The 14,046-nt window shown below is 61.7% G+C and carries 16 protein-coding genes; 3 read left to right on the top strand and 13 right to left on the bottom strand.

What is annotated here, in order from left to right; genetic code table 11:
• Position 1 precedes the first annotated feature (1 nt).
• The 3 genes from pdhA to eno form a co-directional block, all read right to left on the bottom strand.
• Positions 2-1,039: a pyruvate dehydrogenase (acetyl-transferring) E1 component subunit alpha gene (pdhA, locus tag LB566_RS12070; protein WP_140548599.1), complete on the bottom strand. Its 1,038-nt coding sequence runs from the start codon at positions 1,037-1,039 to the stop codon at positions 2-4.
• 214 nt (positions 1,040-1,253) lie between these two features.
• A complete protein-coding gene (locus tag LB566_RS12065; protein ID WP_140501344.1) occupies positions 1,254-1,577 on the bottom strand; it encodes an FtsB family cell division protein in 324 nt (107 codons plus the stop codon).
• 157 nt (positions 1,578-1,734) lie between these two features.
• On the bottom strand, positions 1,735-3,009 hold the full coding sequence (eno, locus tag LB566_RS12060) for a phosphopyruvate hydratase (RefSeq protein WP_140501342.1): 1,275 nt from the start codon (positions 3,007-3,009) through the stop codon (positions 1,735-1,737).
• A 199-nt stretch (positions 3,010-3,208) separates the two neighbouring features.
• Between eno and LB566_RS30355 the strand changes: the two genes are divergently transcribed.
• Entirely contained in the window at positions 3,209-3,331 is a 123-nt protein-coding gene (locus tag LB566_RS30355) for a hypothetical protein (protein ID WP_263498129.1), read from the top strand.
• A gap of 69 nt (positions 3,332-3,400) precedes the next feature.
• On the opposite strand, the gene LB566_RS12055 is transcribed toward LB566_RS30355, so the two are convergent.
• The 7 genes from LB566_RS12055 to LB566_RS12030 all read right to left on the bottom strand — a co-directional run bounded on the left by LB566_RS12055 (position 3,401) and on the right by LB566_RS12030 (position 9,862).
• Entirely contained in the window at positions 3,401-3,766 is a 366-nt protein-coding gene (locus tag LB566_RS12055) for a PRC-barrel domain-containing protein (RefSeq protein WP_140501340.1), read from the bottom strand.
• Positions 3,767-3,938: 172 nt separating this feature from the next.
• Entirely contained in the window at positions 3,939-4,784 is an 846-nt protein-coding gene (gene kdsA, locus LB566_RS12050; protein ID WP_224624555.1) for a 3-deoxy-8-phosphooctulonate synthase, read from the bottom strand.
• Positions 4,781-5,671, bottom strand: a complete 891-nt coding sequence (locus LB566_RS12045; protein WP_224624554.1) for a VOC family protein — start codon at positions 5,669-5,671, stop codon at positions 4,781-4,783. The genes kdsA and LB566_RS12045 overlap by 4 nt, the downstream gene beginning before the upstream one ends.
• 47 nt (positions 5,672-5,718) lie before the next feature.
• A complete protein-coding gene (locus LB566_RS12040) occupies positions 5,719-6,009 on the bottom strand; it encodes a Dabb family protein (RefSeq protein WP_140548605.1) in 291 nt (96 codons plus the stop codon).
• 118 nt (positions 6,010-6,127) lie between these two features.
• Complete coding sequence (locus tag LB566_RS30350; protein WP_263486323.1) at positions 6,128-6,262, bottom strand: hypothetical protein; 135 nt, start codon at positions 6,260-6,262, stop codon at positions 6,128-6,130.
• A gap of 201 nt (positions 6,263-6,463) precedes the next feature.
• Positions 6,464-8,443 (bottom strand): bifunctional 2',3'-cyclic-nucleotide 2'-phosphodiesterase/3'-nucleotidase, encoded by a 1,980-nt coding sequence (locus LB566_RS12035; RefSeq protein WP_224624553.1) that lies wholly within the window; start codon positions 8,441-8,443, stop codon positions 6,464-6,466.
• Positions 8,444-8,596: 153 nt separating this feature from the next.
• Entirely contained in the window at positions 8,597-9,862 is a 1,266-nt protein-coding gene (locus LB566_RS12030) for an NAD(P)/FAD-dependent oxidoreductase (RefSeq protein WP_224624552.1), read from the bottom strand.
• 165 nt (positions 9,863-10,027) lie between these two features.
• Here LB566_RS12030 and LB566_RS12025 point away from each other — a divergent pair, with 165 nt between their 5' ends.
• A complete protein-coding gene (locus LB566_RS12025) occupies positions 10,028-10,687 on the top strand; it encodes a 5-formyltetrahydrofolate cyclo-ligase (protein WP_224624551.1) in 660 nt (219 codons plus the stop codon).
• A gap of 32 nt (positions 10,688-10,719) precedes the next feature.
• On the opposite strand, the gene LB566_RS12020 is transcribed toward LB566_RS12025, so the two are convergent.
• Entirely contained in the window at positions 10,720-11,193 is a 474-nt protein-coding gene (locus LB566_RS12020) for an Lrp/AsnC family transcriptional regulator (protein WP_140501327.1), read from the bottom strand.
• 157 nt (positions 11,194-11,350) lie between these two features.
• On the opposite strand from LB566_RS12020, the gene ald reads away from it, so the two are divergent.
• Positions 11,351-12,466 carry an alanine dehydrogenase gene (gene ald, locus LB566_RS12015; protein WP_140501325.1) on the top strand — a complete coding sequence of 372 codons (1,116 nt, stop codon included), beginning with the start codon at positions 11,351-11,353 and terminating at the stop codon, positions 12,464-12,466.
• Positions 12,467-12,840: 374 nt separating this feature from the next.
• Here ald and LB566_RS12010 read toward each other — a convergent pair whose 3' ends face one another.
• On the bottom strand, positions 12,841-13,308 hold the full coding sequence (locus LB566_RS12010) for a DUF1203 domain-containing protein (protein ID WP_224624550.1): 468 nt from the start codon (positions 13,306-13,308) through the stop codon (positions 12,841-12,843).
• Between the two features lie 173 nt (positions 13,309-13,481).
• Positions 13,482-14,045: a GNAT family N-acetyltransferase gene (locus LB566_RS12005; protein ID WP_224624549.1), complete on the bottom strand. Its 564-nt coding sequence runs from the start codon at positions 14,043-14,045 to the stop codon at positions 13,482-13,484.
• Position 14,046: the final 1 nt, after the last annotated feature.

Genomic DNA, 14,046 nt, shown 5'->3' with positions numbered 1-14,046 from the left:
GTTACAATACGATGTCGGTCCAGAGCTCGGACGGATCCGGCTCGGCGTCGTGCTGGGCAAACTCGGCGGCATCGGCGACGACGTCGCGAACCTCCTTGTCGATGGTCTTCAATTCGTCTTCGCTTGCCCACTTCTTCTGGATCAGCCGCGCCTTGACCTGCTCGATCGGGTCATGCTCGGAGCGCATCTTCTGCACTTCTTCCTTGGAGCGGTATTTCGCCGGGTCGGACATCGAATGGCCGCGATAGCGATAGGTTTGCATTTCGAGGATCAGCGGCCCATTGCCGGCACGGCACCATTCGGTGGCGAGATCGCCGGCGGCTTTGACCGCACGCACGTCCATGCCGTCGACCTGGATGCCGGGAATCTTGAACGAGGCGCCGCGATTAGAAAAGTCGGTCTCAGCCGAGGAGCGCGATACCGAGGTACCCATGGCATAGCGGTTGTTCTCGATGATGTAGATCACCGGCAGCTTCCACAGCGAAGCCATGTTGAAGCTTTCGTAGACCTGGCCCTGGTTGGCGGCCCCGTCGCCGAAATAGGTCAGCGTGACATTGTTGTTGCCGCGATAGCGGTTGGCGAAGGCCAAGCCCGTGCCGAGCGAGACCTGGGCGCCGACGATGCCGTGACCGCCGTAGAAATGCTTTTCCTTGGAGAACATGTGCATGGAGCCGCCCTTGCCCTTCGACAGGCCGCCTCGGCGGCCGGTCAGTTCGGCCATGACGCCACGCGGCGACAGTTCCATCGCCAGCATATGACCGTGATCGCGGTAGGCGGTGATCATCTGGTCACCGTCGACCAGCGCCATCTTCATACCGGTGACGACCGCTTCCTGACCGATGTAGAGATGGCAGAAGCCGCCGATGAAGCCCATGCCGTAAAGCTGGCCGGCCTTTTCCTCGAAGCGACGAATAAGCAGCATGTGCCGGTAGGCGGCAAGCTCCTCGTCCTTGGTGAATTCCACTGGTTTGGGCGCGGAAAGGCCCGATTTGCCGTCGGATTTCGACTTGGCAGGCGCTTTCCTGGCTGCGGTTGCCATGCATCACTCCCTGTTGGCGTCTCTTCGCGGACATTTCGAGCAAGATGAAATCTGCTCGAGCAAGATGAAATCTGCTCAGGGGAGATCAGCTCTCCCCACTGATTTTGGGGAGGCTAACACGTGAGAACGTGTTCCGCCATGTCGAAATTGCATAGCTGGCATGCGACTAAGCAATTAGAATCATTGAAAATATTGGTGATTAACCTGATATTGGTTACTTTGCCGAGACCGGCAGCATGATGGTGATCTCGTCGGCCTGGGACAAATTCAACGCCTTACGCGCCTGCTCGTCGAGCATGTCCTTCTCCAGCGTGCCGTCGTGCATCAGCTTGACGCGCCGTTCCAGCTCCATCCTGCGCGCCTTGATCGCATCGAGCTGGGCCTGCAGGGCAACAGTCTCGGCCTCCAGCTGGTATTTCGAATTGATGCCGAACTCGCCGTGATAGGCATGGAAGCCGAAATAGGCCAGGAACACCGCGCAGAGCGAGGGGATGATCAGCCGGCCGGTGTTTCTCTGTTTGTGCTGACGCGTCCACATCGTCCGTTCCCTCGCAGTCGCGAACTCAGGCGACCACGGTCTTTTTCGCTCCATTGTGCTTAACGGACGGTTACGGATGACGCGTCCACAGGCGCTCCAACGAAAAAGGGCGGGAATTCCCGCCCCTCACCGCCATCCCTGTGTCCGATGCTTCGGCTCAGCCCTTCAACATCGACTTGCCGGCGTAGCGCGCCTGCTTGCCGAGTTCTTCCTCGATGCGGATGAGCTGGTTGTATTTGGCCATGCGGTCGGAGCGTGACAGCGATCCGGTCTTGATCTGCCCGCAATTGGTAGCGACGGCGAGATCGGCGATGGTCGAATCCTCGGTCTCGCCCGAGCGATGCGACATGACGGCGGTGTAGCCGGCCTTGTGCGCGGTCTCGACGGCATCGAGCGTCTCGGTCAGCGAGCCGATCTGGTTGACCTTGACCAGGATCGAATTGGCGACCCCCATGCGGATGCCGTCGCGCAGGCGCGCAGTGTTGGTGACGAAGAGATCATCGCCGACGAGCTGCGTCTTCTTGCCGATCAGGTCGGTCAGATATTTCCAGCCTTCCCAGTCATCCTCGGCAAGGCCGTCCTCGATCGAAATGATCGGATAATCGGCGGCGAGCTTGGCCAGGTATTTCGCCTGCGCCTTTGGGTCGCGTGTCTTCTTCTCGCCTTCATAGACGTAGTTGCCGTCCTTGAAGAATTCAGTTGCGGCGCAATCGAGGCCGAGCGCGATCTCCTCGCCCGGCTTGAAGCCGGCCTGCTCGATCGATTCCATGATGAAATCCAGCGCCACCGGCGCGCTCTTCAGGTTCGGGGCAAAGCCGCCTTCATCGCCGACATTGGTGTTGTGGCCGGCGTCCTTCAGCTTCTTCCTCAGCGTGTGGAACACCTCCGAACCCCAGCGCACGCCTTCGCGCAGGGTCGGCGCACCGACGGGCAGGATCATGAATTCCTGGAAATCGATCGGGTTATCGGCATGGGCGCCGCCATTGATTATGTTCATCATCGGTACCGGCAGCAGATGCGCCTTGGTGCCGCCAACATAACGATAGAGCGGCAGGCCGGCGGCTTCGGCCGCGGCCTTAGCCACCGCCAGCGACACGCCAAGAATAGCGTTGGCGCCGAGCCGGCTCTTGTTGGGCGTGCCGTCGAGTTCGATCATGGTCTGGTCGATGTGTATCTGGTTTTCGGCTTCCATGCCGCCGATTGCCTCGAACAGTTCGCCATTGACCGCCTCGACGGCCCGCAGCACGCCCTTGCCGAGATAGCGGGCGCCGCCGTCGCGCAGTTCGACGGCTTCATGCGCGCCGGTCGAAGCTCCAGACGGCACGGCCGCGCGGCCCATCGAACCGTCTTCGAGCACGACATCGACCTCGACGGTCGGATTTCCACGGCTGTCCAGGATTTCACGCCCGACAATGTCGATGATGGCGGTCATTGCGATGTCCCCGATTGATCTGACGAAACGTCGCGCCCGTCTTAGCCAAAGCGGCGCAAAAGGCAATCGGGCCACCGGCAATTATTGCCGCCGGCGAGATTCACGAAGCGCAAATTCCTGTCATCATAAGTCATGCGCCATGGGGTGGCCGCCGGTCTATGATGGCGGTTGCGCGGGGCGAAACAGGAGGAGTTTCGCCATGTCCGAGTTGAGCGGTATCGTGAGTTTGTTCCTGATCGCGGCGGCGTTCCTGACGTCCTGCGACAACCAGCAGCCTCCACCGGGCGCGGTGCAACTGTCGACCCTCCGCAGCGCGGAGTAGGCACGGCAGGCGATCATGTAAAAGGCCCCCGCTGCGTTTGCGGGGGCCTTTTCACGTCAGGCTGGCCGGTCAGTGCCAGTAAGGCTCGACCTTGTAGTAATTGTAGGAAGCGTCACGTGCGGCCTCGCCATCGGCGCCCGTCAGTTCGTTGATCGAATAGGCGGGAGCGGCTTTCAGCTGGTCCTTGGAGAATGGCACGACATAGCCGCCCCGATCCTCATCGTAATCCAAACTCGCCCATGGGATGGCGTGATATTTTTCACCCATGCCGAGAAAGCCGCCAAAACCGATCACAGCGAACATGATGCCGTTGGACAGCTTGTCGAGCATGACGTCCTCGATGCTGCCGATCTTCGTGCCTTCGGTATTATAGACGGATGTGCCGATAACCCGCGAAGCAGCGATAGCCTCTGTGTGTCCTGCCTGGGTTGTCATGATGTGCTCCTCATTGTCGTTGCTCTGGACTTTCACAATGAGGGGCGAGATCGAAGGTTCCCGACTTTTCCGCCGGTCTGTTCGAGTTTTTCCGCCTGTATGAAGGTGACTTCTCGCTGACGTGGCAGGCCGATGCTTTGCCCACCTCGGCGCAACCTTCAACTGCGCCGGGTCAGCGGGCCTTCGCCACCCGGTCGAACGCCATCAACCTTTCCAGAAGTGCCGGCAAGTCCTTCAGCGGCACCATGTTCGGTCCGTCGGACGAGGTCGAATTATCCGGATCCTGGTGGGTCTCGATGAAGACGCCGGCAACGCCGACAGCGACAGCCGCGCGGGCCAAAGTCTCGACGAAGCGGCGTTCGCCCCCGGAGGAACCGCCCTGCCCGCCCGGCTGCTGGACCGAATGCGTGGCGTCGAAAATAACAGGCGCGCCGATGTCGGCCATAATGGGCAGGGCCCGCATGTCGGAGACAAGCGTGTTGTAGCCGAACGAGGCGCCGCGCTCGGTGGTCAAGACATTGGCGTTGCCGGAGCCGGTGATCTTGGCCACCACGTTCTTCATGTCCCAGGGCGCGAGGAACTGTCCCTTCTTGACGTTAATCACCTTGCCTGTCCTTGCGGCGGCAACCAGCATGTCGGTCTGACGCGACAGGAAGGCCGGGATCTGCAGCACGTCGACATGTGGCGCAACGATGGCGCACTGTTCCTCGGTGTGGACGTCGGTCAGAACCGGCAAGGAGAATTCCTTGCGCAACTCGTCGAAGACCGGGAGCGCCGCTTCCATACCGGCACCTCGCGTTGCCGACAGGGAGGTGCGGTTGGCTTTGTCGTAGCTGGTCTTGTAGACGAGGCCTATGCCCAACCTGCCTGTCAATTCCTTCAGCGCGCCGGCCATGTCGAAGGCATGCTGGCGTGATTCAAACTGGCAAGGGCCGGCGATCAGCGACAGCGGTGCTGCGTTGTCGAAGACGACATTGCCGACGGTTACCGATGAATTGGGCGCCAAGGCGTTGCTCATTGTATCTCCCGAAAGATGAAGGCCGCGCCCTGCCCGGATGCCGGCTGCACGACGATATCATTGCCCGACATATCGTATCTGATGGAATTGGCTGCAAGCAGACCTGCCGCGACAGCGGCACGCTGAACCGAAAAGACGACTGCCGCGAAGCGGAGTTGCGTCGGCTTACCGGCGGGCACGCCAAAGTGTGCCGTGAAAGAGGCCGGGTCGAGCACAGTCAAGATAGCGTTAGGTAGACGAAAAATGGAGGCGCGCGCGTCAGCCGTCGGATCGTTTGCTGCCACGGAAATCAGCCGGCGCTGCTCGGCGGGCTCGTCGCTGAGCGCCACGATCTCGACGATTCCCGTGGCACCGTTGGCGTGAGCCTGCAGCGCTGTGCGGTCCACTTCCGGCGCGTTGACGCGCTGGCAAGCGAACAGGAACGCATCGGTTGAACCCCCTGCCGACGCGAAGGCCAGTTTGAATGACGCCATATCGCTTTTGCCGGAGGCATCGGTGAAGGCGCGCGAAAAGCCCAGCATGTCCCCGCCCGACAGGCTCGCATCGACATAGCGTGCATGGTCCGCATCGGCGTCATCCGTGGCCAGGACCACGGCGGAAAAACCTTCATTGCCATTGCGGTCACGATAGAGCCGGTCGCGCGCGACGAAGACATTGCCCTGGCCGGCGGCCTTCATCGCGGCCTGGTCATCGCCGACAGCCAGCGGTTCCAGATAGGTGCCGTCCGCAAGGAAGACGCAGCAATTTTCCGTACCGAATGGATGGATGCCTGTCGGCGCGACGATGAAGCCGAGGGCCGTTAGCCGCGCCCGCGCCACACCCAGGCTCGAGGTCGGCAGCACGAGGTGGTCGAGCGGATGAGTGCCTGTGGGTAGTGTTTGGATCATGCCAGCGCGGTGTGCATCATTCCGCAAAAGGGTTCAAGAGTGTCGGATCAGCTCCCCGCCACCACATCGGCGGAATAGCGCAATTCACGCAATGGTTTGACCCTGCTGGTGGTCTGCGCATAGAGCGGATGCGCCTTGTAGGCGGCCAATGCGGCGGCATCCGTGAATTCGGCATAGACGACCACGTCGATTTCATCCGACAGCGGATCGACCTTGGTGTTCAGAGTCACCTCGAACAGGCTGGAATGGGGAATGCCGCCGAGCGCCAGCAGCCCAGAGCGCACTGCCTCCACATCCTCGTCACGCCGCGCGCTGAAGAAAACGATATGCCGGATCAACCCCGCCTCCTCGATCAAAAATCCGGGGTCTTTTGTGACGACGAAACCGTCAGGTCAACCGTTCAGGGTGCCGCGCGTCCTTGCGACGCGCCCGGGATGCATGAGACCTGACCGGGAACTAGGCCTTGCCGGTGACGTAACGCACCACGTGAGAGACATTCCTCACCGTCATATCGAGGTACCGGCCCTGGTTGTAGAGACCGTCCCAGATCAGGAAAAACGCAACGGCGGCGATGACGATGACATAACGCATGGCTAATCTATCGCATAAGCCCGGCTGTGCTCATAGACGTTTCCGCCAGGCAAAGACGGGATCCGTGTCGACCCTCGTCCGGTATGTGATCTCTCGGCACCTGGAGCTGGCAAATCAATGCCGATGCGCCTTCGATCTCGTCGCCGGGCGACTGGCCGGGCATGACCCCGAAACGGCCCGCGGCCCAATTGCGAGTGGCGATCAGAGAAGGATTCGGTATTTCGCGAATCCTGCCTCGCCTTCGCCCGCCGGCTCGATCTTCAACGACTTCACTTCGGAGATGAAGTCCTTCGCCTTAGGCCCTGTCTCGAACACGACGCTGGTTCCGGGCAGCGGCGCGAACGACCAGTTGCCGTCCGCCGACGGGTTGATCGTGCCCTGCTTGACGATGTAGCGGACGATGACGTCGCGGTTGGTGTCCGGCGCTTCGTAGATGATCCTGGAAGCATCAATGTCAGGGAAATTGCCGCCGCCGCCGGCCCGGTAGTTGTTCGTTGCAACCACAAACTTCTGATTGGGATCGATCGGTTTGCCGTCGAACATCAAGCCGACGATGCGATTGGCGCAGGCATTGGCAAGCCCGCCCTTGGCATCGTATTTCGGCGGCTGGGACAGATCTATTTTGTAGGTGACGCCGTCGATAACGTCGAAATTGTAGGACGGAAATCCGGTGTTGATGAGCGACTGGTCCGCCTTGCCGGGTTCGATCCGGTTGAAGATGCCGGCGGACATTTCCAGCCATTCCTTGACCTGCGCCCCGGTGATCTCAACGGCCCGCACGGTGTTGGGATAAAGGTAGAGGTCGGCGACGTTCTTGATGGCGATGTCGCCTGCCGGCACATCGGTGTAGTAGTCGGCGCCGTTGCGCCCGCCGGCCTTGAAGGGAGCTGCCGCCGACAGCAGCGGCACGTCCTTCCACTGTGTGTTTTTCAGGATGTCCTGGAGGTACCAAGTCTGCGCCTGGTTGACGACCTGAACCGACGGATCGTCGGCGACCAACGCGAAATAGGAATAGAGCGGCGCTGCGGTTTTGCCGACGGGACGACGCACATAGGCGAGCGTTGCCTGGTGGTCCTGCTCGAGCGCGGCGATGATGCGGTTGTCGTCCGCGACAGTCGGCTTGTTCTTGTTGTCGACACGCTCGAAGATCGGCCGCGCCTCCGAGGTGGCGGAAACGATCTTCCATTTCGATCCGTCGCGCTCCAGCATCAGGTCGATCAGGCCCATATGCGAGCCCCAGAAGCCGCCCATGACGGCGGGCTTGCCCTGCAGCGTGCCCTTTTGCGCATCGACGCCTTCGAGCGCCTGAAAATCCTTCTTGCCAGGGAATACCAGATGCTGGTGACCGGTGAACACCGCGTCGATGCCTTCAACGCCGGCGACAAAGAACGATGCGTTCTCCATCATATCGCCCTGCTTGATGTCGATGCCAGAATGCGAGAGCGCGATGATAATGTCGGCGCCCTCCTCCTTCATCTGCGGCACCCAGGCCTTGGCGGCCTCGACAATGTCGCGCGTTCTGACATTACCTTCGAGGTTCTTGAGATCCCAGACCATGATCTGCGGCGGCACGAAGCCGATGATGCCGATCCTGATCGGTTGCTCGGTGCCTGAACCGTCCTTGATCTTCTTGTCGAGGATGACGTAGGGCTTGAGGTAGAGCTTGTCGTCGCGCGGGTTCGCGGCAAGCTCGGTGCCGCGGATCAGGTTGGCGCAGACGAAGGGGAAATTGGCGCCGGCCAGAACCTTGTCCATGAAGGACAGGCCGTAGTTGAATTCGTGGTTGCCCAGCGTCGAGCACTCGTAGCCGAGCAGGTTCATGCCTTTCATGATCGGATGGAGGTCGCCGTCCTTCATGCCCTTTTCATAGGCGATGTAGTCGCCCATCGGATTGCCCTGCAAAAGGTCGCCATTGTCGATCAGCATCGAATTGACGGCTTGCTTGCGCACCGCGTCGATCAGTGAGGCCGTGCGCGACAGTCCCATCGTGTCATTCGCTTTGTCGGCGTAATAGTCGTAGGGCAGCACATTCACATGGATGTCGGTGGTCTCCATGATCCGGAGATGCGCCTGGTTGGCCTGGGCGCGGGCGGAGAAAGGGTGAAGCGCAATCAGCGCGCCCGTGGCGGCGGCGCCCGCGAGGAGACCGCGGCGGGAGACGGAATGGAGCAGCTGCGACATGTCTTCTCCTTCTTCGACGACAAGAAAGACCCTGCCCCGGAGCGAACTTCGCGCTGAAACCCATTCGAGTCCACTCAAGAAGTTGCGCGCGCCGGAGCTGTCAGTCGATCAGCAACAGATGACGGGCGGATGAACGGGCGCAGGCGTGGAAGATCAGCCCTTGTCGTCGTCGCCCTGCGTGATCAGGCGGGCGCTCCGTTGGCCCGTGACATAGATCCATAGCCAGTTCAGGGAAACCGCAAGCCGGTTGCGGAAACCGATCAGAAAATAGATGTGGGCGATGCCCCATAGCCACCAAGCCGGCCAGCCAGTTAGTTTGATCCAACCGAAATCGATCGCCGCCGCCCGTTTGCCGATCGTGGCCAGGTCACCGGCATGCTTGTAGTGGAACGGCCGTACGCTCGTGTCGCCCGCAAGCCTGGCCTTGATGGTCGCGGCAACATGACGGCCCTCCTGCTTGGCGGAAGGCGCCACGCCGGGCACGGGCCGTCCATCGCGCCGCAGCACGAGGGCGGCGTCGCCGATGACGAAAATCTCGGGGCTGCCCGGCACGGTGAGATCGGGTTCAACCAGCACCCTTCCCGCGCGGTCCGCGGCGGCGCCCAGCCATTCGGCTGCAGGCGAGGCGGCAACGCCCGCCGCCCACAATATGGTCCTCGCCGGCAGATGCGTGTCGCCGAAGACGACGCCCTCGGCGTCGCAACGCGTGACCGCCCGGCCGAGCTCGATCGTCACGCCGAGCCGCTTCAGCGCCTTTTTGGCATAATCGGACAGTTTCGGCGCGAAATTGGCCAGTATGCGGTCGCCCGCCTCGATCAGCACCACACGCGTCTCGCGCGTGTCGATGTTGCGGAATTCGCCGCGCAGCGTGTCGTGCGCCAGTTCGGCAATGGTGCCGGCGAGTTCGACACCGGTCGGACCGCCGCCGACGATCGCGATGGTCAGCAGCGCCTGGCGCCTGGCGGGATCGGTTTCCCGCTCGGCCTGTTCGAAGGCGAGCAGAATGCGCCGTCGAATGGTGGTGGCGTCCTCCAGCGTCTTCAGCCCTGGTGCGAACGGCTCCCATTCATCGTGGCCGAAATAGGCGTGTCGGGCGCCGGTGGCGAGCACCAGCGTATCGTAGGCAACGGTGCTGCCGTCATCGAGCAGCACGCGTTTTCCGGTTCGGTCGATGCCGGTGACATTGGCGAGCAACGTCGTCACGTCCTTACGCTTGCGCAGCAGGTGGCGGATCGGCCAAGCGACCTCCGAGGTCGCCAGCGCCGTCGTCGCGACCTGGTAGAGCAGCGGCTGGAAAAGATGATGATTGCGTTTGTCGATCATGGTGATGCGCACGGGCGCACCGGCGAGAGCGCGGGTGAATTCGAGGCCGCCGAACCCCGCCCCTACGACGACGACATGGTGGTTGGCTTGATCCATCGCGTTCACCCTGACGAGCAATATCGCCTGCCTTTGATGTAGGAGCTTTTGTGCAATGCAGCAACACAAAGGCCGTGCCCGAGACTCGTCGTTCCATGTCGTGAATGCACATGTCGCATCCCGCCGCCGGGTATAGCGTTATGGAAAACAGCGATGAGGTGAAGCATGGCCAACGATCACGACGACCAGGGTCCCGCGCAATATTCCTCGCCGCCATGCTTCATGCACGAACTCGATCCTGCGTTTCACGCGCCGATATCCGATTGGACCGACGTCAGACGATGGCGCAAGGCCGAACGGGAACGCCTGATCGCGGCGCGTCTCGCGGTTTCCGCCGATGCGCGAACGGCGATGTCGCAGAGCATCGCCGGAGCCCTCGACGCGGTGATCGGCAATATCGCCGGCCGCATGGTCAGCCTCTATTGGCCGTTTCGCGGCGAGCCGGACCTGCGGCCATGGATGGCTGCCATCAATGAACGAGGCGGGCGCACCGCGCTGCCCGTCGTCGTCGAAAAGGCACGGCCGCTGATCTTCCGGGCCTATGTTCCGGGCGACCGGCTGGAGAAGGGCGTGTGGAACATTCCAATTCCCGCCGAGGGCGAACCGGTCTTGCCCGACATCGTCATCTCGCCAATCGTCGGCATCGATTCCGGCAATTATCGCCTGGGCTACGGCGGCGGGTTCTATGACCGAACGCTGGCGGCGATGCCGTTCAAGCCGCTGGTCATCGGCGTCGGCTACGAATTGCAGCGCATCGCCACCATCTACCCGCAGCCGCACGATATCCCGATGGACCGGATCGTGACGGAGGCTGCCAAGGCGTAGATGGCTTAAGGCGGAGAAGGCCGATCGAATGATCAGGCCATTTCAGGCTTCAGACCCATCGCCGTCCGGTCGACGATTTCGCGCAGGGCAAAAGACGAATTGATCTTCGTCACATGCGGCATCGCCGACAGCCACTCTTTGTGGATGCGTTCGTAGTCAGCAAGGTCCTTGGCCGCGATCCTGAGGATGTAGTCGTATTCGCCCGACATCAGGTGACAGGATAGCACGTTGGGGCAGCGCTTGATCGCAGCCTCGAAATCCGACAGCGTCTTCTCGAACTGGCCCGACAGCGATATGTGCACGATCGCCGTCATCTGGTGACCAAGTGCTGCATTGGAAAGCCGGGCATGATAGCCGCGGATGGTTCCGGATTTCTCCAGATTGTCGAGCCGGCGCGAACAGGCCGACTGCGACAGGCCGACCCTTTCCGCAAGGGCGGCGTTCGGCATCCGGCCATCCTTCTGCAATGTCTCCAGAATGGCGATATCAATCCTGTCGAGCGGCATTCTTCGTGATTCCTGCGAATTTTTGCGCATTTTACGCAACAATTATCGAATAGCGAGCCCTCCTGCAAGTGCATTCGCAAACACTTACGCAACGATTCGTGGTTGACTGCGTCAATACAGGGAACGAGCCCCGAAGGGCCGTGTCAGGAGAAAAGAAATGCGCGTCGGCTGCCCCCGGGAAATCAAGAATCATGAATATCGCGTCGGACTTACGCCCGGCTCGGTCCGCGAATATGTCGCCCACGGACATGAGGTGCTGGTCGAGACCGGAGCCGGCGCCGGCATCGGCGCCGACGACAATGCCTATCGCGCCGCCGGCGCCACCATCGCCAAGACAGCGGCCGATGTGTTCGCCAAGTCGGACATGATCGTCAAGGTCAAGGAGCCGCAGCCTAACGAATGGGCCCAGCTGCGCGATGGCCAGATCCTCTACACCTATCTTCACCTCGCTCCGGATCCGGAACAGACCAAGGGCCTGCTCGCTTCGGGCGTTACCGCCATCGCCTATGAAACCGTGACCGACGACCGTGGCGGCCTGCCGTTGCTGGCGCCGATGTCGGAAGTCGCCGGCCGCCTGTCGATCCAGGCCGGTGCCACGGCGCTGCAGAAGGCCAATGGCGGCCGCGGCGTGCTGCTCGGCGGCGTGCCCGGCGTGCTGCCCGGCAAGGTCACCGTGCTCGGCGGCGGCGTCGTCGGCCTGCACGCGGCCAGGATGGCGGCCGGCCTGGGGGCCGACGTCACCATCATCGACCGCTCGATCCCGCGCCTGCGCCAGCTCGACGATCTCTTTGCCGGCCGCGTCCACACCCGCTACTCGACCGTGGAGGCTCTGGAAGAAGAATGCTTTTCCGCCGACATCGTCGTCGGCGCCGTGCTGATCCCGGGTGCCGCGGCGCCGAAGCTGGTCTCGCGCGAAATGCTTTCGGGCATGAAGAAGGGGTCGGTGCTGGTCGACGTCGCCATCGACCAGGGCGGCTGCTTCGAGACTTCGCACGCGACCACGCATGCCGAGCCGACCTACGAGGTCGACGGCGTCATCCACTACTGCGTCGCCAACATGCCAGGCGCCGTGCCGGTCACCTCAGCACATGCACTCAACAACGCGACGCTGCACTATGGCCTTCAGCTCGCCGACAAGGGCCTGAAGGCGCTGGTCGACGACCATCATCTGCGCAATGGACTCAACGTCCACAGAGGCAAGATCACCAACCGTGCGGTCGCCGAAGCGCTCGGCTACGAACTGGTCGAACCGAAGGCGGTTCTCGCGGCCTGATTCCCCTGAGAGGAGACCTGCCTCCCGTCAGCCCGCCGGTCATTCCGGCGGGTTTTTTCTTTCCGGATTGAGGGCTGTCAGGCCTGCACCAGGCTCGGGCCTAAAACATGTGCCGCAACCTGCGTCTCGGCGCCAATTGCAGGTTTAACTGAGCCCTCCAGGCAAATAGTCGAAGCCCATCGGCTTCTTTGCGCACAAGTTCCTGTGGGAGGTTCCGGCAAACAAAAAAGCGGAGCCAAGGCCCCGCTTCCTCGATGTCGAGATTTGCCGCCGGTTCATCCGCGGTCGACAAATCGATCGACGGCTACCCGTGTACCGCAATGGTATGACGGAAGTACGACAGCGCTCCGCTATCGCACCGCCACATGCGCCCGTCAGACGCGTTCGATCCGGCACTGGTAGCAATTGTTGCGCGCTGAGCGGACATGCACGTAGGCAATGTCATCGCGTTCCAAGAGAGCCTCGGCGCGCGCGGGGATCGCATCGGTCGCAATGACGCCGCCGCTGCCATAGACGATGCGGTCATCCCTGCCGTAGCCGCGCACGATGTAATCCGGGCTTTCGAGAATTTCGGGAAGCGCCTGCGCATCGGCGGCGCGTTCGCATTCCTGCGCATGCAGGAAGATCGGTCCGGTCTCGGCATAGGGCTGCAGTTCGGGGAATGGCCGGTAGGCCAGGATGAGATAGTCGTCTCCTGCGGCGATATTCTTCAGGCAATGCCGGCATGGCATGCCGTCGCCGTCGGAAATCTTGCGCTCGGACGTGTTTCCATAGGCATCGGGTCCGCCGCGCTGCAGCGCGCGTACATCTTGCGTCGGCAAGGCTTTGAACTGGATGGTCATGGCGAAAATCTCCGATGTCGTTGATCGGAAATTATGCGCTTCAGTCCCCGCCTCCCACCCGATTCCTGCCAAGCGTTGGAGTTCGCTGTATCGAGCCTTGCCGGGCAATCGCCTGCCTAGTCGGCCATACTAGCCGACCAAACATGTGACATCCCGGGTAATTCGAGGACCGCTTATGGCCGCATGACGCTGGCCGAGCGCTCAGCGAAAGGCAGGGGGTGCACGGTCTCCTTCTTCTGCGCCACCGGCGCGAAGCCGAGCTTCTGGTAGAGCGGCAAGGCAGCAGGATGGTCGAGCGTGCAGGTCTGCACCGTCACCCGCTTCGGTCCATACGACCAAGCCGCGGCGATCGCCGATCCCAGGAACCAGCGGCCGATGCCTTGCCCGGTGGCGTGTTCCATCATGCCGAAATAGGCAAGCTCGACTTCATCAGGCAGATGCGGCTTGAGGTCGAAAAAACCGGCGGGCGCGCCATCAAGATAGAGCACCCTGATGTCGCGATCCTCGCGGTGGATGCCGGCCGATAGTTCGTCGTCATCCAGCCTCAGCACATTGACCCAGTGCCATTTACGCCCCACCCGATCCATCAGGTACCGATAGAAATGCAGCGGAATGTCCTTGGTTTTCAGGAGTGCGACCTGGCGGTTGTAGGGCATGGGCGGCGACACGGCCGGTGGCGCATGCATCTCGAGGAACGTCACCGTGACTTCGATGTCCTTCAGCTCGCCGTTTTCCATC

Origin of the sequence: Mesorhizobium sp. CA13 (assembly GCF_020165235.1) — a bacterium.
Lineage (GTDB): Bacteria > Pseudomonadota > Alphaproteobacteria > Rhizobiales > Rhizobiaceae > Mesorhizobium.
The sequence above is the reverse complement of the archived record's forward strand: the minus strand, read 5'-3'. Positions and strand labels throughout refer to the sequence as shown.

Excerpts from the sequence above, each read along its gene's own strand:
- LB566_RS12035 (WP_224624553.1), bottom strand. The coding sequence starts at position 8,443 with ATGTCGCAGCTGCTCCATTCCGTCTCCCGCCGCGGTCTCCTCGCGGGC.
- LB566_RS30350 (WP_263486323.1), bottom strand. The coding sequence starts at position 6,262 with ATGCGTTATGTCATCGTCATCGCCGCCGTTGCGTTTTTCCTGATCTGG.
- LB566_RS12045 (WP_224624554.1), bottom strand. The coding sequence starts at position 5,671 with ATGATCCAAACACTACCCACAGGCACTCATCCGCTCGACCACCTCGTG.
- ald (WP_140501325.1), top strand. The coding sequence starts at position 11,351 with ATGCGCGTCGGCTGCCCCCGGGAAATCAAGAATCATGAATATCGCGTC.
- LB566_RS12005 (WP_224624549.1), bottom strand. The coding sequence starts at position 14,045 with ATGGAAAACGGCGAGCTGAAGGACATCGAAGTCACGGTGACGTTCCTC.
- kdsA (WP_224624555.1), bottom strand. The coding sequence starts at position 4,784 with ATGAGCAACGCCTTGGCGCCCAATTCATCGGTAACCGTCGGCAATGTC.
- LB566_RS12055 (WP_140501340.1), bottom strand. The coding sequence starts at position 3,766 with ATGACAACCCAGGCAGGACACACAGAGGCTATCGCTGCTTCGCGGGTT.
- LB566_RS12020 (WP_140501327.1), bottom strand. The coding sequence starts at position 11,193 with ATGCCGCTCGACAGGATTGATATCGCCATTCTGGAGACATTGCAGAAG.
- pdhA (WP_140548599.1), bottom strand. The coding sequence starts at position 1,039 with ATGGCAACCGCAGCCAGGAAAGCGCCTGCCAAGTCGAAATCCGACGGC.
- LB566_RS12030 (WP_224624552.1), bottom strand. The coding sequence starts at position 9,862 with ATGGATCAAGCCAACCACCATGTCGTCGTCGTAGGGGCGGGGTTCGGC.
- LB566_RS12025 (WP_224624551.1), top strand. The coding sequence starts at position 10,028 with ATGGCCAACGATCACGACGACCAGGGTCCCGCGCAATATTCCTCGCCG.
- LB566_RS12010 (WP_224624550.1), bottom strand. The coding sequence starts at position 13,308 with ATGACCATCCAGTTCAAAGCCTTGCCGACGCAAGATGTACGCGCGCTG.
- LB566_RS30355 (WP_263498129.1), top strand. The coding sequence starts at position 3,209 with ATGTCCGAGTTGAGCGGTATCGTGAGTTTGTTCCTGATCGCGGCGGCG.
- LB566_RS12065 (WP_140501344.1), bottom strand. The coding sequence starts at position 1,577 with ATGTGGACGCGTCAGCACAAACAGAGAAACACCGGCCGGCTGATCATC.
- eno (WP_140501342.1), bottom strand. The coding sequence starts at position 3,009 with ATGACCGCCATCATCGACATTGTCGGGCGTGAAATCCTGGACAGCCGT.